Raw genomic sequence first — 25,336 nt, 5'->3', positions numbered from 1 at the left:
CCGTGAAGCGAAGCCTCAAGCAGATCCAGTACCGACCACACCTCGTCGACGGATGCCTCGCAGGAACCGGTCTGATCATGGACGACTGACCACGATCAACCCGACATCACCCAATCAAGTTCAGTAGTGCTCCGGAAACCCGGACGTTCTGGTCAGCCGTATTGCCGGACCCGTCGCCCCGGGCGGCATCGCCGTCAAGCTCGGGTCGGCCTCACCGGCGGAGATCCGCCGGATCAGCCGGTTCTCTGTCTGCCCGGGGTGCGGCGCCTGGGCCGGGTCCGAACCCCCTGGCGATCAGCCAGCCGGCCAGGCTCAGCTCCCAGGTGAAGACCGGGAATGCGGCGGCCGATCCCGCCACGGATAGCTGCGCGTAGGCGCCGAGCATCACGGCGACGGCCGAGGCGCGACGCGCTCAGCACGCGCCGGCTCGGGCAGGAGCTGGACGCAGTACCGATGGCCCTCTACCTATGATCTTGACCAGTGCTCCGCCCTTCAGGGAGGGTTGAAGGTCGTCCTTGGGTCGGAGGCGCGGCGCGCCGGAGGGCTCTGCGCTTGTGTGGTGACGGTAAGAGGGGGCGGTGCTGGTTCTCGATGTACTGCTTGACATCGGGCAGGGCTGCCCGCCGCATGATCCGGCGAAGCGAAGTCCTCCCGCATGATCTCTTCGGTGCGGGTCGGCATGGTGTCGGTGAACGCTTTCCGCCTCTACTTGGTGAGTAAAACCAAGTGAACGTGCAGGTTGTAGACAACATGGCGACCGCTTCTGACATCAGAATAATGGTTCCAGCGCGGTGACATAAACCAATGCTAAATTCCCGATTGTGATTCAAGAAACCCTGGTCAAGCGGCAGTTCGGGCACCGTGCCCGGCTCTCGCTGCCGCCTGCCGGGGTATTGAAGACTGATGGCCAGGCGCACGCGGCCCGCACGATGTGGAACTGTCTGCACGCATGGTGGCGGATGATGCCGAAGGATAAGCGGACTCTGGCGAATGCGGATGCTGCGATCCGGCAGGCCCGCGAGGACATCGACTTTCTCGCTGTCCTTCCGGCCCAGGCCGCGCAAGCGGTGTTGAAGACGTATTTCCAGGCGTGGAAGAACTGCTGGGACGGCCGCGCCGACGCGCCCAATTTCAAGGGGCGGTTTCGTTCGGTGATGTCCGTGGACATTCCGCAGGGCCGGGACCTGAACATCACCCGGGTGCACCGCCGCTGGGGGATGGCCAATATCCCCAAGGTGGGCCGGGTCCGCTTCCGGTGGACCAAGGACCTGCCTGTCGGCAAGCATGCCGACGGGGAGAACCGGATCACCGGGGCCCGGCTGGTCAAGGACGCGCTGGGCTGGCACATCGCCTTCCGCGTCCAGGCCCTGGAGGCCAAGCCCGACCGCCACCAGGGTCCGGACGTCGGCATCGACGTGGGTGTCACCGTCCCCATCGCTCTCTCCGATGGCGAAACCTACGAGCACGGCGAGTGGCTGACCGATCGAGAGAAGGCCAAGCTCCTGCGTCTGGAGCAGCGCGCCGCGCAGCGCAAGCGCCACCGCAAGTCCGGCGAGCGCACCAGCCGCCGGCTGCACCACACCTACGACCAGATCGCTGGACTCCGCGCGAAAGCCAAGCGCCGGGCCCTGGACTGGCAACATCAGACGACCACCGCCATCGCCCGCACCTACGGCACTGTCGTGGTCGAAGCACTCACCATCACGAACATGGTCAAGTCGGCCAAGGGAACCATCGAGGAGCCGGGGAAGAACGTCGCCCAGAAATCCGGGCTGAACCGCTCCATCAGTGGGGAGGCGTGGGGCCGCACGGTCACCATGCTGACGTACAAGACCGTGCAGCACGGCGGCTCCCTGTTCAAGGTCCCCGCCCCCGGCACCAGCCTGCGCTGCTCCGCGTGCGGCTTGACCACTCCCGGAAGCCGGGAGTCCCAGGCCGTGTTCGTGTGCAAGAACCCGGGCTGCGGCTGGTCGGGCAACGCTGACCACAACGCAGCCTGCAACGTCTTGCACCTCTACCGGATGGGCCTCGCGCTCATCCCGGCTGCCGGAAGGGCAGTCGTCAGGCGCGCCAAGCGCGTCAAGCCCGCTACCGCAAGGTAAGCAGGAATCTCCCGGCTCCAGCCGGGAGAGCACTTCAAAAGCACGTGGCCAACAAGGAGGAGCTGCTCGACGGCATGACCGACGCCGTCGTCGGCGAGATCGACCCGCCGGCCGCGGGCCCCGACTGGCAGCCCGTGGTCCGCGGGCGGATCCTCCACGGTCGGCGGCGGCTGCGACGACCAGTTCGAGTTCGAGTTCGCCCTGGACCTCCTCCTGGACGGCTTCGAAAGCCTTCGCCGCCAGGGCTGGTCCTCCGCGCCCTCCGCGCCCTCCGCGCCCTCCGCGTCCTAGGCGGCAGCGGTGGCCGGTTCGCGCTCGGTCACCGCCGTGGGGTAGGTGCGCTGGGCCTCGCGGTCCCGGAGGCACCACCAGAGGGTGCCGAGGATCACCGAGGCGGCGCCGGTGCAGACTCCGACGGTGCGGACGTCGCAGACGGTGAGGAGGCCGCCGAAGAGGGCCAGGGAGACGCGGGCCATCGCGCCGTACGTGGTCATGTGGAGGCTGGAGACCCGCCCGCGCACGGCCGCGGGGACGGTGGCCAGCAGGACGGTGGTGTCCAGGGCGATGATGACGCCACTGGCCAGGCGCATCACGCCCAGCAGTGCCACGGCCAGGACCGGATGTCCCGCGAGGAAGAAGGCCCCCCAGGCCAGCCCCTGGAACACGTAGGCCGCGGTGTACGCCGCCAGGTGGCGGCGGACCGCGATCCGTGCGGCCAGTACCGTGCCGAGGATGACGGCGACCCCGTCCGCCACGTACAGCGAGCCCAACACCGCACCACCACCGCCCAGATGGCCCGTGGCGTAGGCGGCGAGCAGGATGTCGTACGCCCCGCCGATGCAGCCCCAGGCGATGCCGATCCAGACGACGGAGCGCGCCAGCGGCAGATCGCGCAGCACCCGGAGACCCGCGGTCAGCTCCTTGCGCATCGGTTCACGGGCCGACACCCCCGGCACCCCCGACACCGCGTACGGCATCGGCCGCCGGGCCTGCGCCAGCAGCGGTACGACGGCCAGCACCTGCAGTGCGCACGCGACGGCCATCGCGCCGACGGGGCTCCAGCCGGCCAGCGCACCGCCGAGCGAGGCACCGACAACGGTCATGGTTCCCGAGACGGCGCCCAGCCGGGCGTTGGCGGCGGGCCTGGACTCCGGTGCGACCACCCCGTACAGCCACTGCTGGCGGGCCGGCGGCCAGAGGGTGTTGCCGAGGCCCTGGAGCCCGTAGAACGCGGCGGTGATCCAGATGCCGTGGTCGAGGAAGAGCGCCATGCCGAGGACGCAGACGGCCTGCGCGACCATCGAGCCGACGGCCAGGCGCCGCACGTCGAACCGGTCCGCGAGGGTGCCGGCCACCATCATGAACGCCAGCGCGGGCACGGTCCCGATGAGCTCCACGGCTGCCAGCGTGGCGGGGGAGGAGTCCTGCAGCACCTGGATGAACAGGCTGATCTGCATGACCCAGGTCGACCCCGAGGACAGCGCGCTCGCCGTCCAGAGACGCGCGGTGCCGCTGTGGCCCTTGTCGGGGCGTGTGATCATCCGGAGCATCCGGAGATTTGATCACACCCCGCCGGTCACACCCCGCCCGCAGGTCAGCGCTCGATGATGACGAGCGGGATCTCGCGGGGGGCGGCCGCCGACTGGTGGTCCTCGTAGGCGGGCCACAGGGCGGTCACGGCCTCCCAGTACGTCTCCCGCTCCGCCGGAGTCGCCGTGCGGGCGCGGGCCTGCGCGGTCAGGGCGCCGACCTGGAGGCGGACCTCGGGGTGGGCGGTGAGGTTGCGGTACCAGGAGGGGACCCCGGGCGTGCCGTCGGCCGCGGTGGCCAGCACGATGTGGCGGCCGTCGTCCTTCGCGTAGATCAGCGGGGTGCGCACGGGCCGGCCGGAGAACCGGTCGAGGGTGGTCAGGAGCAGCGTCGGGACGCCGTGCCACAGGTGCCCGTCGGCGCCGGAACTGTCCACGTAGGCGCGCACGTGCGTGGAGAGCTGCCCGGCCGGCGGGTCGGCCGGGTGGTCCCAGTCGACGGTCGCGTCACCCCGCACGGGCACGGTCGCGGGCGCGTGGGAGTGGGTGGTGCCGGTCTTCTGCGTCGTGCGCATCGGCATCGTTGTCGTCCCTTCGGAATCGGCCCCCGCGCGGGCTAACGAGCATCCACCGATTCTGGATGCGCAGCGGCCGCCGCGCACCTCGGGGCGGACCGGGGAGCCCGGTCCGCCCGCTCGGGCCCACCTAAGGGAGGTAGCGTTCGAGCGCCCTCGCGCCCTCCTTCTCGATCAGCTTGCGTGCCTTCTCGACCCGCTCCGGAGTCACGTCCTGGCCGCGCGCCATCACGAGGTCCTCGGGGTCGAAGGGGTGCTCCGACCCCGTGTAGAGGTGGGCGGGGCGCTGGGGCTGCTGGTCCGATTCACTGTCCATCGCTACCTCCTGCTGTGTCCCCCTGGCCCCCATCCTCCGGCCGGGCCCCCAAGAACGCACCTTGGCGGGACCGGGGCCCCCGCCCCGTTCCGCCCGGGGGTCAGACCGCCAGCGCCAGTGCCGCGGTCAGGGCGACGACGGCGCCGCAGATGCTGAGGTTGGCGACCTTGTGCTCCCAGAACACCGCCACGAACTCCCGGATCGTCGCGCTCGGCCAGAAGTACTTCGCCGTCGGCGAGCCGAGCACCTGCCCGTTGACCCCGGCCTTGCGGGCCATCATCGCGGCGCGGAACGCGTGGAAGTTGTTGGTGACCACCACACAGCGGTAGGTGGGGTCCTCCGCCTCCATGATGGTCCGGCTGAACAGGAGGTTCTCCTCCGTCGTGCGGGACCGGTCCTCCAGCCGCAGGTGCTCCCGCGGCACGCCGCCCTCCGCCATCAGCCAGTCCGCCATCGCCCGCGCCTCCGCGACCTTCTCGTCCGTGCCCTTGCCGCCCGAGGTCAGCAGCAGCGGCGCCCGTCCGCCGCGCGCGATCTGGGCGTCGTGGATCGCCTGCCCCTTGCGCAGCCGCGAGGCCAGCAGGGGCGGGACCCGGTCGCCGCCGATCAGGCCGGAGCCGAGCATCACCACGTAGTCCACGTCCCCGCGCACCTTGATCCGCCCGTAGAGGTAGGCGTAGGCCAGGAAGCAGAGGAAGAGGAAGGAGACGTACGCGGCGAGGAGGACCACCCCGACCATGACGGCGTCCAGGACGGGCGGTCCGGTGGTGGCCGTCACGAACACGAACGCGATGAGGAGGAAGATCGCCACGCCCGCCGCCAGGGACAGCAGGTTGCCCGGCCGCCGGCCCTCCTTGCGGACCATCGTCAGGCCGTTGCCGATCAGGAAGCCGCCGAGTGCGATCGTGCCGATCGCGGGCACCAGGAAGACCACCGCGACCACGATCTGGGCCAGGCCGGACGGCAGGCGCGTGACCTGCGACAGCAGCCCGACCGAGGCGAAGATGAACGTGAGGCCCAGGTAGACCGCGTTGCGGAAGCGCCGGCGGTCCTCCCGCACGCTCACGCCGAAGAGGAAGAGGAAGAGGGCGGCGGGTACGAAGAAGGCGCCGAAGGCGTACATGCCGTTCATCGTAAGTGTGGAATATGACGGATCAGCGGCCGCCGTGCGGCGTGCGACGGACGGCCCGCCCGGCGAGGACGTCCGTCCTGCGCCCGTCCCGGACGGTGAAACGCCCGTCGATCAGAACGTGCGGGATTCCGGCCGGCAGCGCGCGCGGGCGCTCGTACGTCGATCCGGCGGCGACCCTCAGCGGATCGAAGAGGACGAGGTCGGCCCGGTGCCCGACGCGCACCAGCCCCCGGTCCGGCAGCCGCAGCCGGGCGGCGGGGCGGCCGGAGAGGTGGGCCACGCACTCCTCCAGGGAGAGGACGCCCAGCTCGCGCACGTAGTGCCCGAGGTAGTGCGGGAAGGTGCCGTAGGCCCGCGGATGCGGTTTCGCGCCCTGCAGGATGCCGTCCGAGCCGCCCGTGTGGACCGGGTGGCGCATGATCGCCCGTACGTTCTCCTCGTGCCCGACGTGCTGCAGGATGCTCGGCCCGAGCCGGTCGCCCAGCAGTAGCGCCCGGGCCGTGTCCCAGTCGGGGAGGCGCGTGCCGACGTACGCCCCGTAGGCCGGATCCGTGGTCCCGGCGATCTCGATCGTCGACCAGTCGACCGGGACCCCGTGGCAGCCGTCGGCCCCCTCCACCTCCAGCGCGTACCGGATCCGCTCGGCCTCGGCGTCGTCGCCGAGGCGGGCGAGGACCGCCTCGGGTCCGCCCTCGTTCGCCCAACCGGGCAGCAGGGCGACCAGGGTGGTGCAGCCGGGGGTGTACGGATAGCTGTCGAGGGTGATGTCGGCGCCGCCGGCCAGCGCCCCGTCGAGCAGGGCGAGCAGCTCGCCCGCCCGGCCCTCGTTCTCCCCGAAGTTCATCGTGGCGTGCGCCAGGTGCAGCGCGCAGCCGGCCTCGCGGGTCAGCTCGACCATCTCGGCGTAGGCGGCCAGGGCGCCGCGGCCGTACGAGCGGTGGTGCGGGCAGTAGTAGCCGCCGTACTCCGCCACCACCCGGCACAGCTCTGTCAGTTCGGCGCCCGACGCGTACATGCCCGGGGTGTAGGTGAGCCCGGAGGACATGCCGACGGCGCCCTGCGCGAGCCCCTCGGCGACCAGGGCCCGCATCCGGTCGAGCTCCGCCGCGGTGGCGGGGCGGTCGCCCCAGCCCACCACGTGCGCGCGGACGGTGCCCTGCGGGACGAGATAGGCGGCGTTGACGGCGATGCCCTGCGCGTCCAGCCGGTCCAGGTACCCGCCGACCGTGCGCCAGTCGAAGTCGATGTCCTCGCCCGTGCCGTTCCAGCCGGCGATGGCGGCCCGCACCTCGGCCAGCGTGCGGTCGTCGACGGGGGCGTAGGACAGGCCGTCCTGGCCCAGGACTTCGAGGGTCACGCCCTGGGCGGCCTTCGCACTGTGGTCCGGATCGCGCAGCAGGGCGAGGTCGCTGTGGGCGTGCATGTCGATGAAGCCGGGGGCCAGGGCGAGGCCGTGGGCGTCGAGCGTGTGCCGCCCGCCGCCCGCGATGCGGCCCACCTCGACGATGCGGCCCTCGTGGATCCCGACGTCGGCCGGGTAGGAGGGCCCGCCCGTGCCGTCGACGACGCGGGCCCCGCGGATGACCAGGTCCATGGGCTTAGAAGAACGTCCGGACGTACTCCGTGACCGTGCCGTCGGCCTCCACCACCGGGATCAGCGGCCACTTCTCGAAGATCGTGCACGGGTGGGACATCCCCAGCGCCACCCAGTCGCCGACCTGCACGTCCTCGGCGGAGTCCGTTTCCAGCCAGGCGTGCTGGTCGGACAGCTTGAGGACGCGGATCCCCGTGGCCGGCCGCTCGGCGCCGGTGAGGGGATCGCGCACGAGCTCCGCCTCGGGCAGCCCCAGGTCGTACGCGATGTCCCGCTTGCCGGCGTTGACGAACGCCTGGGTGGGGGAGGGGCGGGAGACCACCTGCGCCCAGAGCCGGAAGGCGGGGCGCAGGCCGCCCTCTTCGGGGACCCGGTTGAAGGGGGTGAGCCGGGTGTACCAGCCGTGGTCGTGGGAGACGTACGCGCCGGAGCGCAGCAGCTTCAGGACCGGCCGCGAGAGCTCCGGCAGCTCGGCGAACACGTCGGCGACGGCGTCGAACCAGGCGGAGCCGCCCGCGCTGACGACGATCTCCCCGACCCCCTCGAACCGCCCCGCCTTGTCGAACTCGGCTGCCAGGCCGGTCAGCCGGCGCAGGTAGGCGTGCACGGAGTCCGGGTCGGCGCCGGGCACCTCCGCCTCGTACCCGGCGATGCCGACCAGGCGCAGGGTGTCGGTCCCCGCCACCGCGTCGGCGACGGCCCGGCAGTCCTCGTCCGTACGGGCCCCCGTGCGGGCGCCTTCCCCGGCGCCGAGCTCGACGACCACGTCGACGCGCTGCGGCTGCCCCGCCAGGGCCCGGTCCATGAGCTGGACCCCGCGCACGGAGTCCACGTAGCAGACGAACCGGAAGGCGGGGTCCGCGGCGAGCTCCGCGGCCACCCAGCGCAGGGCGGCGGCGTCGACGAGCTCGTTGGCGAGGAAGATGCGCTGGATGCCGAACGCCCGGTAGACGCGGGCCTGGTGGGGCACGGCGGCGGTGATGCCCCAGGCCCCGTGGTCGAGCTGGCGCCGGAACAGCTGCGGGGCCATGCAGGTCTTGCCGTGCGGGGCGAAGGCGAGGCCGTGGCGCTCGGCGTAGCCGCCGAGGGCGGCGAGGTTGTGGCTCAGCGCCTCGGCGTCGAGCGTGAGCACGGGCGTGGTGAACCCGCCCGTGTGCAGGTTGCGCCGCTGGGCGGTCAGCTCCCCGACGGTGAGGCCCGCCTGCCCGGCGTCCGGGGGGAGCCCCTTGAACCGGTGGTCCACCGGTTCCTGGGCGAGGGCCTGGACGGGGTCGCTGGGCATGCTGTGTGCCTCCCGGGGGTTGCGGTCGTTGCGTGTGCTGCAACATCCGTTGCGTAGCACGCTGCATGCTGTCTAACATCCGGGGTGACGGCAGGTCAACGGGGTCGGGGGGCCCGGCGGAGCCGGGGTTCCTGGGGCTCCGCCCCAGACCCCGCGCCTCAAACGCCGGCGAGGCTGAATCTGCCCGGCGGAGCCGGAGCCATACGAAGGGACACGGCGTGAGCCAGTCGGTGGAGCGGGCGCTGCGGATCCTGCCCGCGCTGGCCAAGGGCCCGGCCGGGCTCGGCGAGGTCGCCGAGGTGCTCGACGTGCACAAGAGCACGGCCCTGCGGCTGCTGCGGACCCTCCAGGAGCACGGCTTCGTGTACCGGCAGGGCGACGGCCGCTACCGGCTCGGCGCCTCCCTCTTCGCCCTGGCCTCCGAGTCCATCGAGAACCTCGACGTCCGCGAGATCGCGCATCCGCACCTGCTGGAGCTGAACCGGATCACCGGTCACACCGTGCACCTCGCCCTGCACCAGGACGACGAGGTCGTCTACGTGGACAAGGTGGACAGCCGCTATGCGGTACGGATGTACTCGCGCATCGGCCGGCCCGTCCCCCTCACCGTCGCCGCCGTCGCGAAGCTGCTGATCGCCGACCTGCCGGAGGCGGAGCGCCGGGCCCTGGCAGCGCGCATCGAGTACCCGGCCTACACCTCCCGCTCCACCCCCGACGCCGCCGCGTACCTGCGCGAGCTGGACCTCGTGCGCGCCCAGGGGTGGGCCACGGACATCGGCGGCCACGAGGAGTCCCTGAACTGCCTCGCCGCCCCCGTGCGCGGACCCGACGGCCGCGTGGTCGCCGCGATGTCCGTCTCCGCCCCCGGCGTGGTCCTCTCCGTCGTGGGGCTCCTCGAACTCCTCCCGCTCGTACGGCAGACCGCCGACGCCATCGGCCGCGAGTACTCAGGCTCTTCAACTGTTGGGTGACTTGCTCAAGGATCCGCGTGGATGTCGCATCGCGGAGCCCGTATGAACCTGTAGCCGATCCTGTGCCCCTTCCTGTGATCACGTGATGGTCGTGACGGATTGCGTGCCCTTGTGTGATGGTCGGTCGTTAGGTCGATCGGATATGGGGATGTGTCTGGTTCGGGGCCGTGGAGGGGTGGTGAGTATGGCGCGGTTGATGGCGACGGCGACGTGTACCGCCTTTGGCGGTGTGGTCGAGGGCAGTGGTGAGCGGGTCGGTCAGCGGCTGCTGCACGAGCGGGTGTCCTTCCTCGCCGGGCTGTGCCAGGGCCTGACCGGGCAGTTGGTTGCCTCCCGGTGGGACGAGGCCTCGCTGGATGTGCTGGCCGCCGGGGTGGATGGGCGGGGTACGGAGTTGCCGTCCAAGGGCTGGATGGCGTTGCGTCGCCTGGGCTGGCCGAAGACCGTGGCCCCGGTGGCGGGGGTATATGTCTCGGACCGGGTGCGGCGATCGGCCGAGGAATACGCGGCGCGCACGCTGCGCCTGGCCTTGCACCGGCGTACCGTTGTGGCGGCGGTCCTGGCGACCTGGCCTGGTGATCCTCATAGGCGCACCGAGGCGGAGTGGAAGGCGTTGCGGGCCGCGTTGCCTGCGGGGGTGAGTGGTGCGGAGATCCGTAACCGCACCCGCCAGGTGCGGGAGTATCTCCGCGAGCACGGGCTGCTGCCGGCCGGACTGTGCGAGCTGGAGGACCCGCCCGAGGTCGCGGCGCTGGTGTTGCTGGCGGCGATGGACTGCCAGCAGGTCACCCTGGTGCGGGTGGACGGTACGACGGCCCGGTTGCGAGTCAAGCTCCCACTGTGCGCCACCCCGGCCTCGGGGCGTCAGTGGGCCTGGCATGTGATCGACATCCGGCTTCCGGGCACCGTCGAGGCCGACGCGGTCTTGCACACCCCCACGTTGCGTCCCACCCACCCAGGCCGGATCGCCGTGGACCTGCCACACTCGCGGCCCGTCCCGGCCACGAAGGCGAGTGGGCACCGGGTAGCGCTGGGTTTCGACTGGGGCGTCAACACCCTCCTCACCGGCGTGGCCGGCCGTCTGTCTGGGCGAGACGAGGTACAACGGGTGATCACCGACGGCCGCCCCCTGATCTTCGACGCCACCGCGATCAGCGCGAAACTCCACCGGCTGCGCACCCATCGAGAACACCTCGCCACCCGACGCGACCGCTACCAGCAGCTTGCGGACGGCCTCGACTCCCCGCGCCCGGCCTGGGGCGAACTCCTGAAACGGGCAGCGGTGCTGGAGACCGAGCACCAGCGGGTGTGCGCCCGTATCCGCCACCTCAACGCCGCCCTGGCGTGGTCGGCGGCCTGCTGGGCCGTCGACCAAGCGCTCGCGCTCGGCGCCACCGTCATCTACCTCGAAGACCTCACCACTTTGGAGGCGCGCGGCCACCGCAAAGGCAACGCCCGCCTGTCAGGGCAGGTACGCGGCACCATCGCCGAAGCGATCAGGCATCTGGGTGCGAAGGCCCGGATCGCGGTCGTCACCGTCCCAGCTCGCGGCACCTCCGCCCAGTGCCCCGGCTGCTTGGGCGCACTCGCCCACCACCCGGCCCCTGACCGCCTGCGCGAGCGCGGCTGGAAGTGGGCGTACTGCACCGGCTGTGGCCTGTCCATGGATCGCGACCACGCCGCCGCCCGCCGGATCGTCTCCCGCGGCCTGCTCGCCCAGGCCCACACCACAACCGAACGCGCCAGCGGGATCCGGACCATCCGCACCACCGTCGACGGCAAGGTGCGCGGTGTGCGCCGCCCGGAGAAGACCACCCGCCGCATGCGCCGAGAGCGCCGCTCGGACGATGCCCTGCCCCGGCCGCACGGGACCAAGACCATCCTCGGCAAGGGGCGTCCCACTCCCTGCAGGCCGGCCGTTCCTCTGGGCCGAGGGGCCCGGCGCGCAGCCGAACAGGCTCCGGGCCTTAAGACTTCCCGCCGTATGCCCGATGTGCGTACGGTCCCCGCCACCACCCCCACGGGGTCGGTACAGCGTCCGGCGGGGCATGACAACCAGACACCAGCCCCCAACAGGCCAGTGTCAGGTCATGGAGTACCCGCACCCGACCTGCCAGAAGGCCACCTTCCAGCCGGTCGACTGCGGCTCTCACGCGGAACCTGTCGACGACGCGCCAGCGCCGCCGAGCGGACCGGCTTCCACCACATGCACGCCACCCAGGTCCACCATCTCCCCGCGAGGTTCGGACCCCAGACAGGTGACAGCAAACGGTCGCGCCGCGCCCGAAAAGCCTGAAACCCTTAGGCACACACAGAGTTCCCGAGACGCTCGGGCCCCGTCCAGGAAGACAGGCAGCCATGACCGACAAGACCGCGATCACCCCCGCCACCCACACCGACCCGCCCGCGAAGTTCTCGCACGGCGTCCGCAAGGGCAACATCCTCCAGGTCGCCGGCCAGGTCGGCTTCCTCCCGCACGTGGACGGGCAGGAGCCCACGCCGGCCGGCCCCACCCTGCGCGAGCAGACCCTCCAGACGCTGGAGAACGTCCGCTCCGTCCTGGAGGCGGGCGGCGCCACCTGGGACGACGTGATGATGCTGCGGGTCTACCTCACCGACACCTCGCACTTCGAAGAGATGAACGAGATCTACAACGCCTACTTCGAGGAGCAGAACCTGAAGGAGGCTCCCTCCGCCCGCACCACCGTGTACGTGGGCCTCCCCGGCGACCTGCTGATCGAGATCGACGCCCTCGCGGTGCTCGGCTAGCAGCCGTACCCCAACTCCCGCCGCCGGCACCGCGGTCCGGGTCCGGTGGCCGACCGCGCATTGGGTACGCTCACGGATGACTTCGGGGCGTCGGCGGGGGCCGGGGAACGCCGCCAGCAGGGATGGATCCTCATGAGCAGCGCACCTTCGCCAGGCATCTTCCAACCGCTCAAGGCGGACGACCCGGAGGTCGTGGGCGGCTACCGGCTCGCGGCGGTGCTCGGCGCGGGCGGCATGGGCAAGGTGTACCTCTCGTACACGCCGGGCGGCCGGCCCATCGCCATCAAGGTGATCCGGTCCGAGTTCAGCGAGGACCCCGAGTTCCGGCGGCGCTTCCAGCAGGAGGTGCGGTCCGCGGAGCGGGTCCAGGGCCTCTACACCGCTCCGGTCATCGACTCCGACACCGAGGGCTCCCAGCCCTGGCTGGCCACCGCCTACGTGCCCGGCCCCTCGCTCGCGCACGCCGTGGCCCACCACGGCGCGCTGCCGCCGCGCAGCGTGCTGCTGCTGGCCGTCGGGGTCGCGGAGGCCCTGACCGTGATCCACGGCGCGGGCATCGTCCACCGCGACCTGAAGCCCGCCAACGTCCTCCTCGCCTCCGACGGCCCGCGCGTCATCGACTTCGGCATCGCCCGCGCCGCCGACAGCACCGCCCTGACCAGTACGGGCGTCAGCATCGGCACCCCGGCGTTCATGGCGCCCGAGCAGGCCTCGGCGGGCACGGTCACCCCGGCCACCGACGTCTTCGCGCTCGGCCAGATCGCCGCCTTCGCCGCGACCGGGTCCTCCGTCTACGGGGACGGGCCCTCGCACGCGGTGCTCTACCGGATCGTGCACGAGGACCCCGACCTCGGCGGGCTGCCCGAGGAGCTGCGGGCCGTGGTGACCCGTTGCCTCAGCCGCGACCCGGCCGACCGGCCCGCGCTGACCGAGGTCATCGCGCTGTGCAACGAAGCCGCGGGCACCGAGCCGCTGCGCCAGGGGGAGGACTGGCTGCCGCGCGCGATCGCCGGTTCCATCACCGAGCGGGTGCAGCTGCTGCCCGCCCCGGCCCCCACCCCGCCGCCGAAGGCGGCCGCGGCGGCTCCGACTCCCACGGAACTCGCCCCGCAGCCGCCGGCCCCGAGCGCGCCCCCGGCCCCCGCCGCCGCGCCCGGGTACACGCCCACCGGCCTGGCCTCCGCCCCGACGCACGCCGCTCCGGCGCACCCCGGACCGGCGCAGCCCGGACCGGCGCAGCCCGGCTACGGGACGCCGCCGCCGTACGCGCAGCCTCCGCACCAGCAGCCCGGGTACCCGCAGCCCACGTACGCGCAGCCCGGGTGGGGGCAGCCCGCGTACCCGCCCGCGCCGACCCGCCCCAAGCGGACCGGGCTGATCGTCACGCTGTCCGTCGTGGGCGCGGTCATCGGGCTCGCCGTCATCGGGAACCTGCTGCCGGACGACTCCAAGAAGAACGGTGCGGCCGGGTCACCTGGCAGCGGGGGCGGCACGGCGAGCGCGAGCGCCTCGCCGGGCGGGACCCAGAAGCGCGCCGACCCGCAGCCGGTCTCGTACCAGCGCATCGAGATGCCCGAGAACCACCAGGTGCTGTTCGCCGACAATCCGCCGCGCCCCGCAGAGACCAAGAGCGGCGTGCTCTACGGAAAGGGGGACCTCTTCTACTACCGGGACACCCTGTTCGGGGACGAGAAGTTCGGCACCGACAACGGCAAGCTCGTCCTGCTGAACAACTCCGAGAAGGGCTCCCTGGAGACCTGCCGCACGGTGACGCGCTTCACCGAGAGGCTCGGCCTCGACGAGCTCACGGACGGGTCGCAGGTCTGCGTGCTGAGCAAGGCCGGGCACATCGCGGTGGTGACCTTCCGCGGCAGGACGGGCGCCAAGGAGTCGACCCGGTACGTCACCGTCGACCTCACGGTCTGGCGCAACGCCCAGGACGCGGCGAAGGACTGAGCGACATGGAGGAGGGGGCGCCCCCCTGGCGGTGGGGCGCCCCCGGCTCACGCGACGACCAGCGCTACGGGCAGTACTGCGCCTGCTTGCCGATCGACCGGTACATGCAGTCCGCGTTCTCCAGGAGCTGCAGCACCGCGTCCTTGTTGAGCGCCGTCTCGCGTTCGATGACCTCGTCCGGCGGGTAGAAGCCGCCGCCGCCCGAGCTGGCCGGGTACATCTCGAAGGTGTAGCCGAAGATCTTCTGGTCGCCCCACAGCCAGTCGTCGATCGTCCCGTCCGTGATGTACAGGTCGCTCGACTGCTCCGGCGTGTAGCCGTTGCTGGCCGCCATGCTGGTGCCGATCTTCTTGAACACGGCCAGGTCGTCGGCGGTCAGTCCGGGCGCCGTGTCGTTGTACGTCCACCCGTACGGCCACAGCACCAGCTCGCTGTACGTGTGGAAGTCGATGGCGGCCGTGATCTGCTGCTTGCCGCCGATCACGCGGCTGCGCACGAAGTCCGAGACCGCCTTCACCTCGGGCGTCGACTCGGCGGCCGGGCCCCGGTAGGTCTCGGAGCTCTTGCTGCTGCTGGAGCCGCCGCAGCAGCCCCACTTGTAGTTCCAGTTGCGGTTCTCGTCCGTGCCGACGTAGGAGGAGCCGGCGTTCGGCTGCCGGTTCTTGCGCCAGGAGCGGTACGAGCCGGAGGCGATGTCGTACTCGCCGCCGTCCGGGTTGAGGTCGGGGATGATCCAGATCTCGCGGCCGTTGACCATGTTGGTGACCCGGGCGTCCGTCCCGTACTTGGAGCCGAACTCCTTGAGCAGGTACAGCGCCATCTCGACGGTCAGGTGCTCGCGGGCGTGCTGGTGCGCGGTGAAGAGCACCTCGGGCTCGGCCTCGTCGGTCGCGACGTTGTCGCTGATCTTGATCGCGACGAGGTCCCGGCCCTGGTAGGACTTTCCGATGACCCGCTTGCTGATGATCGAGGGGTACTGGGCGACGCGCTGGTCGATCTCCGCGCTCGCCTCGGCGTAGTTGTGGTAGAGCGCGTCCTTCGACGGGAAGTCGTTGATCCCGGCGGCGATGTCGCGCCCGTCGGAGCGGTCCGGCGGTCCGGGCAGCGCGGTCAGCTCGTAGCCGAGTGTGCGCAGCTTCTTGGCCTGCATCGTGTCGGCGCTGACGACGACCGAGCGGGCGTCCACCTCGTCGATGGAGACGCCGGTACGGAGCAGGGCGGTGCGTTCGACCGCGGTGGACGGGCCCTGGATCTCGTACTGGACGATCGACTCGTCCTGGGTGGCGGTCGACGGGGTGGGCGGCGGGGCTGCCGTCGCGCTCATGCCGTAGGCGGGTGCGCCGAGCGCGAGCGCGAGAAGGGCCGCCGTGATGGCGGCCCTTCGGCGGTGGTGGAGCCGCATGCGTTCTCCTGGGTGGGAGTGTGGGGGTAGCCGTGCGGACGCGCACAGCGTGCTCTCGTGGCATGTCCGGGTCAAGAACCTCAAACCAGCCATCCCCACACACCTACCTGCTACGGCAGGCCGTGGACCTTCGGACCCACCGCGTTGGACCAAGCGCTACCCGCCTTGGCGTCCCAGTTGGTCGACCAGGTCATCGCGCCGCGCAGTCCCGGGTAGGTCTTCGACGGCTTGAAGGTTCCGCAGCTCGTGCCCCTGGTCAGGCAGTCCAGCGCGTTGTTCACGATGGCCGGCGAGACGTAGCCGCTGCCCGCGCCGCTGGGGGAGGCCGGGACCCCGATGCCCACCTGCGAGGGGTCGAGCCCGCCCTCCAGCTGGATGCAGGCCAGCGCGGTGAGGAAGTCCACCGAGCCCTGGTGGTACACGTTGCCGTCGCAGCCGTTCATCGAGCCGCTGTTGTAGTACTGCATGTTCACGACGGTCAGGATGTCCTTCACGGCGAGCGCCGTCTTGAAGTAGCCGCCCTGGGTCGACTGCATGTCGATGGTCTGCGGGGCCATGGTGAGGACCATCGAGGGTCCGGCCTTCGCCGACAGCGCGCGCAGCGCCTGGGTCATGTAGGTCGGGTTCAGGCCGTTCTCCAGGTCGATGTCGATCCCGGTGAAGCCGTACTCCTGCATCAGCGCGTACGCGGAGTTCGCGAGGTTGGTCGCGGACGCCGAGTCGTTGACCGAGATGGTGCCCTTCTCGCCGCCGATGGAGAGGATGACGGACTTGCCGGCCGCCTTCTTCGCGGCGATGTCCGCCTTGAACTGGGGAACCGTGTAGCCGCCGAGGCCGGCCGAGTCGAGGTTGAAGGTGATGCCGCCGGGCGCGGCCGTGGCGTCGGCGAAGGAGACGGCGATGATGTCGTACTGCGCCGAGACGTCGGAGAGCTTCTGGACGGTCGCGCCGTTGTTGAAGTTCTGCCAGTAGCCCGTCAGCGCGTGCTTGGGCACCGCCGGGTTCGGGTTGCCGCCCCCGCCGCTGGTGGTGGTGCCGGTGACCGCGGCGCCCTTCGTGCCCTCGCCGGCCGCGTTGTACGCGCTCACCTGGAAGGAGTACGAGGTCGACGCGGCGAGCCCGGTGATCTGCGCGGAGGTGCCCGAGGTCACGGTCTGGACGCGGACGCCGTCCTGATACACGTAATAGCCGGCGGCTCCGGTGACCGTGTTCCACGAAAGGGTGAGCCCGCTGGAGCTCTGGCCGGAAACGGCGCTGCCGGCCGGGGCGCCGGGGATGGTAGGCGCGGGGTCGGTGCCGCCTCCGCCGTCGGGGCCGAAGACGCTGAACTCGTCGACCACGAAGCCCGGCTGGCCGTACCACCCGTGGGTATAGACGGTGACCTGGGTGGTGTTCGGGCCGGTGGTGAAGGTGGTGGACAGCTTCTGGAAGCCGCCGCCGGTGCCGGGGGTCCAGGTGGAGACGTCCTGGGTGCCGGTCCCGGTCGCGCCGAGGTACACGTACGAGCCGTTGACCTGCTGGCTCAGCGCGTACGTCGAGCTCGGCTTGACGGTGACGACCTGGCTGCACCGGGCGTTGTCCTGGCCCGCCGGGGTGGCCTTGAGGGCGCCGGCCCCCGCGAAGACGGGGGAGGAGACGACGGCGCCGCTGCCGGAGGTGCACGTCCAGTTGGCGAGGCCGGACTCGAAGCCGCCGTTGCGGACGACGTTGACGTCGGCGGCCTGGGCGGTGCCGGTGGCCAGGGCGGTGAGCCCGGCGGCGGCGAGGGTCACGGCGAGCGGGATGGCGAGGGAGCGTATGCGGTTCACGTGGGCTCCGGTGGGGGGAGTGGGGAGGTGAGGACGCGTCATAGGCATGTCTGGGGCAAGTGGGGTGCCCCGAGGCCAAGTTGGTCTAGTCCAATGTCCATGTCAAGAGTGTTTGCAATATGGCTTGAACTGATCGACCCGCCCGTCGTCTTCCGATCCTTGTTGTCCGGATTTTCCCGCCCTCCGTGACACGTGCCGGTGGCACGGGAATACGCAAGGCCCTGCCCTGTCAGGAAGGACGTGGATATGGTGCTGGGGCAAGGGGGAAGGGTGTTGATCGTTTGCGGTCGCGCAGCACGCGCGCACGCACGACGACCAGGGGAACGCCCGTGGATGACCGGGTGAACGGGGGGATGCGCGTGCCGATCGCCATTGCTGTCACCAGCGCCGATCTGGTGCTGCCCGCCCCGGACCGGCACACCCCGGCCGCCGCCGTGCTGCCGCCGCCCGAGGAGCTCGACCTGGAGGCCGCGCTCGCCCAGACGGCCGGCCTGCTGGAGCGCCACGGCCACCTGGTGGTCCTCGTACCGGCCTGGCTGCGCACCTCCGCCGTCCGCCGCCTGCACACCGTCCGGGCCATCCTGGAGACCGACCGGATCGCCCTCGTCGACGTCGATCTCCCGCCGCTGGGAACGGCCCTGCTGGCACGTCAGCTCCGCCAGCTCAGCGTCTGCGACTTCAGCCCCGGAGTCCTCGCCTCCGCCGCCCGCCTCCTGGCGCACTACATCTACGCCGGCGCGCTGCTCGGCTCGGTCGCCAAGCTGGACCGGGTGCCGGTCGGGCTGAAGGCGCACGCCAAGTCCTGGTCCCCGAACGCCCAGTTCGCCGTACTGGCCAACCCGGTCCCGCACCTGGTCAAACTGGGCTCGGGCTCCGGCGGAACCCACGGCGGCGGCGCCACGCTCCCCCCGGGCCCCGACTTCGCCACCCACCTCACCTTCGCCCGCGGCCAACTCGCCACCGACTGGGTGGCCACCGACCTGGCCCCCGCCTGGCGGGTCCAGGGCGTCATGGAGAACCCGCTGCCCGCCGACTCGGCCGCCTGGTGGGCCACACCGAAGCTGGTGGAGTTCGCGGCCGCCATCCCGGACCCCTCGGTGCTCTACCAGCTCGTCGCCTCGGTCCGCCGCGAGGAGTGCCGCTGGTGCGGCTTCGAACTCATCGGCGACCGCTGCGGCTTCTGCGCCGCCCCGCTCCTCGCACCGCAGCCGCCCCCGCCGACGGCATCCGCCTCCGCATCCGCGACCCAGCTCCGCCCCAGATCCAGATCCAGACTCCGGTAACGGGATCCCCCTCCTGAAGGAGGGGGCTTTCACAAGCCAACAGCGCATATTTGGAGGTGAATGAAGTTGGCTACGTTCCACGTAGGCGAGAAGACCCACCAGTCCGTGCTTCCTCAGCGGGCTGCTCTGGAATTCGAGTCAGCAGACATCCCCCGGATCGGGGACGAAACGGGACTCGAACACCGCACTCGTGCGGTAACCGGCGTGGAACATGTGCGAGGGGAGATGCCCGACGGTTCACCTGACGCCGGGCGGACCAGCCCGGCAAGGGCGCGCAAGCTCCTCGGCCAGGGCCGGGCCGTCGTGGCCCGGCACACCCCGTTCGTCATCCGGCTCAAGGACCGCACGGTCTCTGAATCCCAGGTGGACGGCGTGGAACTCGGAATCGATCCCGGCTCCAAACACACCGGGATCGCTGTGTTCACCGCGAAGTCTGGTGAGCGCCGTGGCCTGTACGCGGTCGAACCAGCCCACCGGGGCGGGGTGATCCGGGACAAGCTCACGGCTCGTGCCGCCTACCGGCGTGGCAGGCGCACCCGCAACCTGCGCCACCGGGCACCCCGCTTCTCTCACCGCACCCGCCCCAAGGGCTGGCTGGCCCCGTCGCTGCGGCACCGCGTGGACACCACGATGTCGTGGACCCCGCGGCTCGCACGCTGGGCACCCGTCCGCGCGGTGCACGTGGAGCGGGTCGCGTTCGACACCCACGCCATGTCCCACGGTGCCGCCCTCGAAGGGGCCGAATACCAGCACGGCACCCTGCACGGCACAGAAGCCCGCCAATACCTCCTCGCCAAGTGGAACAGGGCCTGCGCCTACTGCGGCGCCACCGGAGTGCCGCTCAACATCGACCACATCCACCCCCGCTCACGGGGCGGCAGCGACCGCATATCCAACCTGTGCACCGCCTGCATCCCGTGCAATGAGAAGAAGTCCAACCAGCTCGTCGAAGAGTTCCTCAGGAAGTCCCCGCGCGTGTTGGCTCGGATTCTCGCCCAGGCCAAGGCCCCGCTCCGCGACGCGGCGGCCGTCAACGCCACCTGCTGGGCTCTGTGGCGTTCCCTCGATGCCGCCTTCCCCTCGGTGCACACGGCATCCGGTGGCCGCACCAAATGGAACCGGCAGCGGACCGGCACCCCGAAGACCCACACCCTCGATGCCCTGTGCGTAGGCAAGAAGGCCGGTGCCCACATCGGGCGGATCGCCGTCCGTGCCACCGGCAGTTTCAACATCAAAACCGCACACGGCCTCGTCCAGGGCATCGGACACAAACACGTCCGACTCCTCCAACGAGCCGACGGCTACGCCTACACCATCCGACCCGAAGGTCCCACCGACACCACCTGACCGTCTCTGGCAGACCGAAGAGACCTCCGGCGCTCCGCACCCCCGAGCCAAGGATTCGTTTCCTCTCCCAGCCGAAGCGGGGAGTGTCCACGAAAGAAGAAGGCGATGAACTCACGCCAGCGCCGCGGCGTCATCCTGCTGCTCCTGTCGGTCCTGTGCGCCCTCGCCGCCTTCGGCGGAGTCCTCGTGGTGATGGGTGACGTCAACTCCAAGGTAGGCAACGAGGTCGTTGCCTACCGGGTGAAGGGCGACATAGCCCCGTACACCCCCCTGGCGGCCGGCCAGTTCGAGCAGGTCACGGTCCCGAAGCGGTGGCTCTCCGAGACCGCCGTCACCGACCTGGACGCGCTCAAGGACAAGCTGGCGCTCACCGCCCTGAAGAAGGGCTCGCTCCTCCAGAGCGACATGTTCGTCGACAAGCCGAAGCTCCAGGCCGGGGAGCAGGAGATGGCCATCATGATCGACGCCTCGACGGGCGTCGCGGGCAAGATCACCCCCGGCGCCAAGGTCAACATCATCGGCACCTTCAAGAGCAAGAAGCAGGACGGCCCCGACCAGTCCGTGGTCATGGTGGCCAACGCCCGCGTCATCAACGTCGGCAAGCTCACCCCGCTCGACCCCAAGGACAGCGAGAAGAAGGGCGCCGCCGAGGCGGTCCCGATCACCTTCGCCCTGTCCGGCAAGGACAGCCAGCGCGTCGCCTACGCCGAGTCCTTCGCGGTGCACGTACGCCTGGCCCTGGTGGCACCCGGCACCGACTCCGCGCCCAACCCGGGCGACCGCTTCTACACTCTCGAAGGGGACAAGTGAGGCGCCGATGACCACCCGCATCCTCCCCGCGGTCGGCGACCCCGAGGCCGCCCGCGTCATCGCCACCCTGCTCAGCCAGCTCCCGGGCGCCGAGCCGGCCGCCCCCGTCCCCGACTCCACCTTCCTCCTCGACCTGCTCGCCCGGCTGGCCACCGAGTCGATCGACGAGCTGCCCGAGGTGGTCCTCGTACACGAGCGGATCGGTCCGCTCCCCGCCCTGGACCTCATCCGCGAGGTCGCCCTGCGCTTCCCGGCCGTCGGCGTCGTCCTCCTCACCTCCGACGCGAGCCCCGCGCTGTTCTCCGCCGCCATGGACTCCGGTGCCCGCGGCCTGATCGGCCTGCCCCTCGCCTACGAGGAGCTCGCCGCCCGCGTCCAGGCCGCCGCCCAGTGGTCCGTGGGCGTACGCCGCCACCTGGGCCGGGGCCCGGAGCTGCCCAGCGGCCCGGGCGGCAAGGTCGTCACGGTCACCGGGGCCAAGGGCGGGGTCGGCGCCACCTTCGCGGCCGTGCAGTTCGCGCTGGCCGCGGTGGCCGCCGGCCGCCGTACGGCCCTGGTCGACCTGGACCTCCAGGCCGGCGACATCGGCTCGTACCTCGACGTGCAGTTCCGCCGCTCCATCGCCGACCTCGCCGGCATCCAGGACATCTCCGCGCGCGTCCTCCAGGACGCCGTCTACGACGACCGCACCGGCCTGGCGCTGCTCCTGGCCCCGGCGGACGGCGAACGGGGCGAGGAGGTCGACGACCGCGCCGCCCGGCACGTGATCGCCGCCCTGCGCGCCCGCTACGAGCTGGTCGTCATCGACTGCGGCACCCAGGTGACCGGCGCCAACGCCGCGGCCGTGGAACTCGCGGACGTGGCCGTCCTGGTCACCACCCCCGACGTGGTCGCGGTACGGGCGGCCAAGCGGATGGTCCGGATGTGGGAGCGACTCCAGGTCAGGAAGGCGGAGGAGACGACCATGGTCGTCAACCGATGGTCCAAGCAGACCGAGATCCAGCCCGCCCTGATAGAGAAGATCACCAAGACCCGGGCGGTACGCACCCCCGTGCCGGCCGCCTTCAAGGAACTCCAGGCCGTCGTCGACGCGGGCCGGGTCCAGGACCTCGACAACCGCTCGACGGTCAAGCAGGCCCTGTGGACGGTGGCGGGCGAACTGGGACTGCTGGCCGCCCCCGACGCGGAACCCGCCGGCGCTCCGTCCGCCGAGCCCGGCGCAGCCCTGGCCGTACGGGGATCCGGCCCGGTGGCCCGGCTGCGCGGCGGCGACCGGGGCGACCGCGGAGCGCTCGGGCCGTGGCTGCGGCGCGGGCGGGAGGGCTGAGGGGTGTCCGGGCGGAGACGGGACCAGGTGCGGGGCCGGATTCGGGGCCGGATTCGGAGCCGCGGTGATCAGGGGCAGGTGGCGATCGAGTTCGTCGGCATGCTCCCGTACATCCTGCTCGTGGTGGTGGCGGTGTGGGAGTGCGTGCTCATCGGGTACGCGTACTCCCTGGTCGGCAACGCCGCGGACGAGGCGGCCCGGGTGGGGGCGGTGCACGGCGCCGCGGCGTGCGAGACGGCCGGGCTGGAGCACATCTCCGGCGGCTGGGAGGACGTCGCCGTGACCTGCACGCCGTCGGGGAACCTCTACAAGGCCAGGGTCACCCTCAACCTTCCGCTTCTTTTCCCGGGCTTCGACATCGGTGTCCCCATCGAAGGCCACGGCGGCTCCCCGAACGAGCAGGAGGACTGAGATGAACCGGCTGCGCACAATCCGCAACGCTGATCGCGACCGGGGCCAAGTCGCCCTGGAGTACATCGGGTTCCTGCCCTTCCTGCTCATCGTCGGACTCGGCGGGATCCAGCTCGGCTGGACCGCGTACGTGACGCAGCAGGCCGAGACGGCCGCCCGTACGGCGGCGCGCGTGGAAGCGCGCTATCCGGGCGAGGGGCGGGCGGCGGGCTTGGCGGCGATCAGACCGAGCCTCGCAGCGGGAGCGGACATCCCTGACCCGGACGTCACTCCGGACGCGATCACGGTGACGGTGAGGCTCACGATCAACTCGGTCGTGCCCGGAATCGACTCCCGCACCGTCACCCGGACCGCCGTCATGCCCAACGACCGGAGTTGACCGGACCATGAGCCTGCGTTCCAGGGTGAACACCCCCGACGACCGCCACAACCCCCGCGAGGACGGCCGCCTGGTCTCCTCGTACCGCGCCAAGCTCCTGGAGGAGATCGACCTCGCCGAGATGTCCGCGCTCGCGCCCGCCGAGCGCCGCGCGCGCCTGGAGCGCGTACTCGGCCACATCATCAGCCGCGAGGGACCGGTCCTCTCCACCGCAGAGCGCGCCCAGCTCATCCGCCGCGTCGTGGACGAGGCCCTCGGCCTCGGCGTGCTCGAACCGCTCCTCGAAGACCCGACCATCTCCGAGATCATGGTCAACGGCCCCGACCAGATCTTCGTGGAGCGCTCCGGCCGCGTGGAGCAGCTCCCGCTCCGCTTCGCCTCGCACGAGCAGCTGATGCAGACCATCGAGCGCATCGTCTCCACGGTCAACCGCCGCGTGGACGAGGCCAATCCGATGGTCGACGCCCGCCTGCCCAGCGGCGAGCGCGTCAACGTGATCATCCCGCCGCTCTCCCTGACCGGCGCCACCCTCACGATCCGCCGCTTCCCCCGGGCCTTCACCCTCCACGAGATGGTCGGCGTCGGCTCCCTCGACGAGCAGATGGTCCTCCTGCTGTCGGGCCTGGTCGCGGCCAAGCTGAACGTGATCGTCTCGGGCGCCACCGGCACCGGCAAGACCACCCTCCTCAACGCCCTCTCCGGCCTGATCCCGGAGGGCGAGCGCATCATCACCATCGAGGACTCCGCCGAGCTCCAGCTCCAGCAGGCGCACGTCATCCGTCTCGAATCCCGCCCGGCCAACGTGGAGGGCAAGGGCGAGATCACCATCCGCGACCTGGTCCGCAACTCCCTGCGCATGCGCCCCGACCGCATCATCGTCGGCGAGGTCCGCGGCGGCGAGACGCTCGACATGCTCCAGGCGATGTCCACCGGCCACGACGGCTCGCTCGCCACCGTGCACGCGAACAGTTCCGTCGACGCCCTGATGCGCCTGCAGACCCTCGCCTCGATGTCCGAGGTGGAGATCCCCTTCGAGGCGCTCCAGGACCAGATCAACAGCGCCGTCCACGTCATCGTCCAGCTCACCCGCTTCGGCGACGGCACGCGCCGCATCACCGAGATCTCCCTCCTCGACTCGCACGGCCGCGAGCCGTTCCGCATCACGACGGTCTGCCGCTTCGCGGCGATGCCCATGGGCCCCGACGGCCGCGTCCACGGCCGCTTCGAGTACTACCCGCTGCCCCGGTGGCTCGCGGACCGCCTCTACATGAACAACCAGCCGATCCCGCAGGCCTTCGGGGTCGAGCCGACGGCGGCCGACCCGCTCACCGATCCGCTCACCGATCCGCTCACCGGCCCGCTCACCGGCCCCCTCCCCGCCCGCATCACCCGGACTGCTCTGTGAACCCACTGATCCTCCTCACCCTCGGCGCCACGCTGCTGGCCTGCGTCCTGGTGGTCGCCGGCCTCCACGCGTACGCCGCCGGCCGCGCCCAGCGCGCCGCGCTCATCGAGCGCCTCTCGGCGACCGGCCTCCCCGCGCCCCTCGGGCGCAGGCGCCGCTTCCCGGGCGTGGACCGGCGCCTGCGCACGACCAAGCTGGGCCGCGGCATCGAGCGCAAGCTCGCGGTGACCGGCCTGGACCTCACCGTCGGCGAGTACTTCGTCTACATGCTGGCCACGGTCGCCGGGATCTGGCTGGTCTCGGCCTCCTTCCTGGCCCCCTTCTTCGGTCCCGTGGCCGGCCTGATCGCCCTGTGGGGCGCCAACGCCTTCCTCAACTGGCAGCGGGCCCGCCGCACCGAGCGGTTCATCAACCAGCTCCCCGACCTGGCCCGGATCCTCGCCAACGCCACCCAGGCCGGCCTGGCCCTGCGTACGGCCATCGGCATGGCGGCCGAGGAGCTGGAGGCACCGGCCGGCGAGGAACTGGCCCGGGTGGCCGCCCGGCTCGCGGTGGGCCACTCCATCGAGGAGGCCCTGGGTGAGATCGAAGAGCGGCTGCCCTCACGGGAGTTGGTCGTCCTGGTCTCCACCCTCGTCCTGTCCGCCCGCGCGGGCGGTGCGATCGTCGGCAGCCTGCGCAACCTGACGGTGACGCTGGAGCAGCGCAAGGAGACCCGTCGAGAGGTCCGTACCCAGCTGTCCCAGGTCACGGCCACGGCGTACCTGGTGCCGGTGATGGGCGTCGGCTCGCTCCTGCTGGTGGACGCGATGATGCCGGGCGCGCTGGACCGGATGACGGGTTCCGTCATCGGACAGACCGCCGTCCTCATCGCCCTGGGCCTCTTCGCGCTCGGATTCCTCGCCATCCGCCGCCTGTCCAAGATCGACGTATGAGGA

Annotated in this window: 21 protein-coding genes and 1 pseudogene; 13 read left to right on the top strand and 9 right to left on the bottom strand. The window is 71.2% G+C overall.

The features are described from left to right. Positions 1-708: 708 nt before the first annotated feature. A pseudogene (locus AC061S_RS33760) lies at positions 709-798 on the bottom strand (IS200/IS605 family transposase); the annotation flags it as partial. A 23-nt stretch (positions 799-821) separates the two neighbouring features. Between AC061S_RS33760 and AC061S_RS33755 the strand changes: the two are divergent. Next, entirely contained in the window at positions 822-2,102 is a 1,281-nt protein-coding gene (locus AC061S_RS33755; RefSeq protein ID WP_478689685.1) for an RNA-guided endonuclease InsQ/TnpB family protein, read from the top strand. Between the two features lie 287 nt (positions 2,103-2,389). On the opposite strand, the gene AC061S_RS33750 is transcribed toward AC061S_RS33755, so the two are convergent. The 6 genes from AC061S_RS33750 to AC061S_RS33725 form a co-directional block, all read right to left on the bottom strand. Continuing rightward, entirely contained in the window at positions 2,390-3,643 is a 1,254-nt protein-coding gene (locus AC061S_RS33750; protein ID WP_478689684.1) for an MFS transporter, read from the bottom strand. A 53-nt stretch (positions 3,644-3,696) separates the two neighbouring features. Then, positions 3,697-4,206: a nitroreductase/quinone reductase family protein gene (locus tag AC061S_RS33745; protein ID WP_478689683.1), complete on the bottom strand. Its 510-nt coding sequence runs from the start codon at positions 4,204-4,206 to the stop codon at positions 3,697-3,699. Positions 4,207-4,336: 130 nt separating this feature from the next. Beyond that, complete coding sequence (locus AC061S_RS33740; RefSeq protein ID WP_243340661.1) at positions 4,337-4,522, bottom strand: hypothetical protein; 186 nt, start codon at positions 4,520-4,522, stop codon at positions 4,337-4,339. Positions 4,523-4,622: 100 nt separating this feature from the next. After that, complete coding sequence (locus AC061S_RS33735) at positions 4,623-5,654, bottom strand: YdcF family protein (protein ID WP_478689682.1); 1,032 nt, start codon at positions 5,652-5,654, stop codon at positions 4,623-4,625. A gap of 22 nt (positions 5,655-5,676) precedes the next feature. Further along, positions 5,677-7,248 carry an N-acyl-D-amino-acid deacylase family protein gene (locus AC061S_RS33730; RefSeq protein WP_478689681.1) on the bottom strand — a complete coding sequence of 524 codons (1,572 nt, stop codon included), beginning with the start codon at positions 7,246-7,248 and terminating at the stop codon, positions 5,677-5,679. 4 nt (positions 7,249-7,252) lie between these two features. Then, the gene (locus AC061S_RS33725; RefSeq protein WP_478689680.1) at positions 7,253-8,530 is read right to left on the bottom strand and encodes an amino acid deaminase; all 1,278 of its coding nucleotides are present in this window, start codon (positions 8,528-8,530) and stop codon (positions 7,253-7,255) included. A gap of 218 nt (positions 8,531-8,748) precedes the next feature. Here AC061S_RS33725 and AC061S_RS33720 point away from each other — a divergent pair, with 218 nt between their 5' ends. From AC061S_RS33720 to AC061S_RS33705, 4 genes are all read left to right on the top strand, one after another. After that, on the top strand, positions 8,749-9,501 hold the full coding sequence (locus tag AC061S_RS33720; protein ID WP_478689679.1) for an IclR family transcriptional regulator: 753 nt from the start codon (positions 8,749-8,751) through the stop codon (positions 9,499-9,501). Positions 9,502-9,697: 196 nt separating this feature from the next. Next, positions 9,698-11,797 carry a zinc ribbon domain-containing protein gene (locus AC061S_RS33715; RefSeq protein WP_478689678.1) on the top strand — a complete coding sequence of 700 codons (2,100 nt, stop codon included), beginning with the start codon at positions 9,698-9,700 and terminating at the stop codon, positions 11,795-11,797. A gap of 62 nt (positions 11,798-11,859) precedes the next feature. After that, a complete protein-coding gene (locus tag AC061S_RS33710; RefSeq protein WP_478689677.1) occupies positions 11,860-12,270 on the top strand; it encodes a RidA family protein in 411 nt (136 codons plus the stop codon). Between the two features lie 132 nt (positions 12,271-12,402). Continuing rightward, the gene (locus AC061S_RS33705; RefSeq protein WP_478689676.1) at positions 12,403-14,226 is read left to right on the top strand and encodes a serine/threonine-protein kinase; all 1,824 of its coding nucleotides are present in this window, start codon (positions 12,403-12,405) and stop codon (positions 14,224-14,226) included. Between the two features lie 64 nt (positions 14,227-14,290). Here AC061S_RS33705 and AC061S_RS33700 read toward each other — a convergent pair whose 3' ends face one another. Beyond that, positions 14,291-15,628 (bottom strand): M14 family metallopeptidase, encoded by a 1,338-nt coding sequence (locus AC061S_RS33700; protein WP_478689675.1) that lies wholly within the window; start codon positions 15,626-15,628, stop codon positions 14,291-14,293. Between the two features lie 110 nt (positions 15,629-15,738). After that, a complete protein-coding gene (locus tag AC061S_RS33695) occupies positions 15,739-17,484 on the bottom strand; it encodes a chitinase (protein ID WP_478689674.1) in 1,746 nt (581 codons plus the stop codon). 305 nt (positions 17,485-17,789) lie between these two features. Between AC061S_RS33695 and AC061S_RS33690 the strand changes: the two genes are divergently transcribed. The 8 genes from AC061S_RS33690 to AC061S_RS33655 all read left to right on the top strand — a co-directional run bounded on the left by AC061S_RS33690 (position 17,790) and on the right by AC061S_RS33655 (position 25,333). Continuing rightward, positions 17,790-18,719, top strand: a complete 930-nt coding sequence (locus AC061S_RS33690; protein WP_478689688.1) for a hypothetical protein — start codon at positions 17,790-17,792, stop codon at positions 18,717-18,719. A gap of 204 nt (positions 18,720-18,923) precedes the next feature. Beyond that, a complete protein-coding gene (iscB, locus tag AC061S_RS33685; RefSeq protein WP_478689673.1) occupies positions 18,924-20,066 on the top strand; it encodes an RNA-guided endonuclease IscB in 1,143 nt (380 codons plus the stop codon). Between the two features lie 105 nt (positions 20,067-20,171). Beyond that, positions 20,172-20,876: a Flp pilus assembly protein CpaB gene (gene cpaB / locus AC061S_RS33680; protein ID WP_478689672.1), complete on the top strand. Its 705-nt coding sequence runs from the start codon at positions 20,172-20,174 to the stop codon at positions 20,874-20,876. A gap of 7 nt (positions 20,877-20,883) precedes the next feature. Next, a complete protein-coding gene (locus AC061S_RS33675) occupies positions 20,884-22,203 on the top strand; it encodes a CpaE/TadZ family protein (RefSeq protein ID WP_478689671.1) in 1,320 nt (439 codons plus the stop codon). Between the two features lie 78 nt (positions 22,204-22,281). Next, entirely contained in the window at positions 22,282-22,614 is a 333-nt protein-coding gene (locus AC061S_RS33670) for a TadE/TadG family type IV pilus assembly protein (protein ID WP_478689670.1), read from the top strand. A gap of 1 nt (position 22,615) precedes the next feature. Beyond that, positions 22,616-22,993 (top strand): TadE/TadG family type IV pilus assembly protein, encoded by a 378-nt coding sequence (locus AC061S_RS33665; protein ID WP_478689669.1) that lies wholly within the window; start codon positions 22,616-22,618, stop codon positions 22,991-22,993. Between the two features lie 7 nt (positions 22,994-23,000). Further along, positions 23,001-24,398 (top strand): CpaF family protein, encoded by a 1,398-nt coding sequence (locus tag AC061S_RS33660; protein WP_478689668.1) that lies wholly within the window; start codon positions 23,001-23,003, stop codon positions 24,396-24,398. Beyond that, positions 24,395-25,333, top strand: coding sequence for a type II secretion system F family protein (locus tag AC061S_RS33655; RefSeq protein ID WP_478689667.1), 939 nt, complete (start codon positions 24,395-24,397; stop codon positions 25,331-25,333). Before AC061S_RS33660 ends, AC061S_RS33655 begins: the two co-directional genes overlap by 4 nt. The last annotated feature ends 3 nt before the right edge of the window (positions 25,334-25,336 follow it).

This window comes from Streptomyces sp. CA189, from assembly GCF_056428985.1.
The sequence above is the reverse complement of the archived record's forward strand: the minus strand, read 5'-3'. Positions and strand labels throughout refer to the sequence as shown.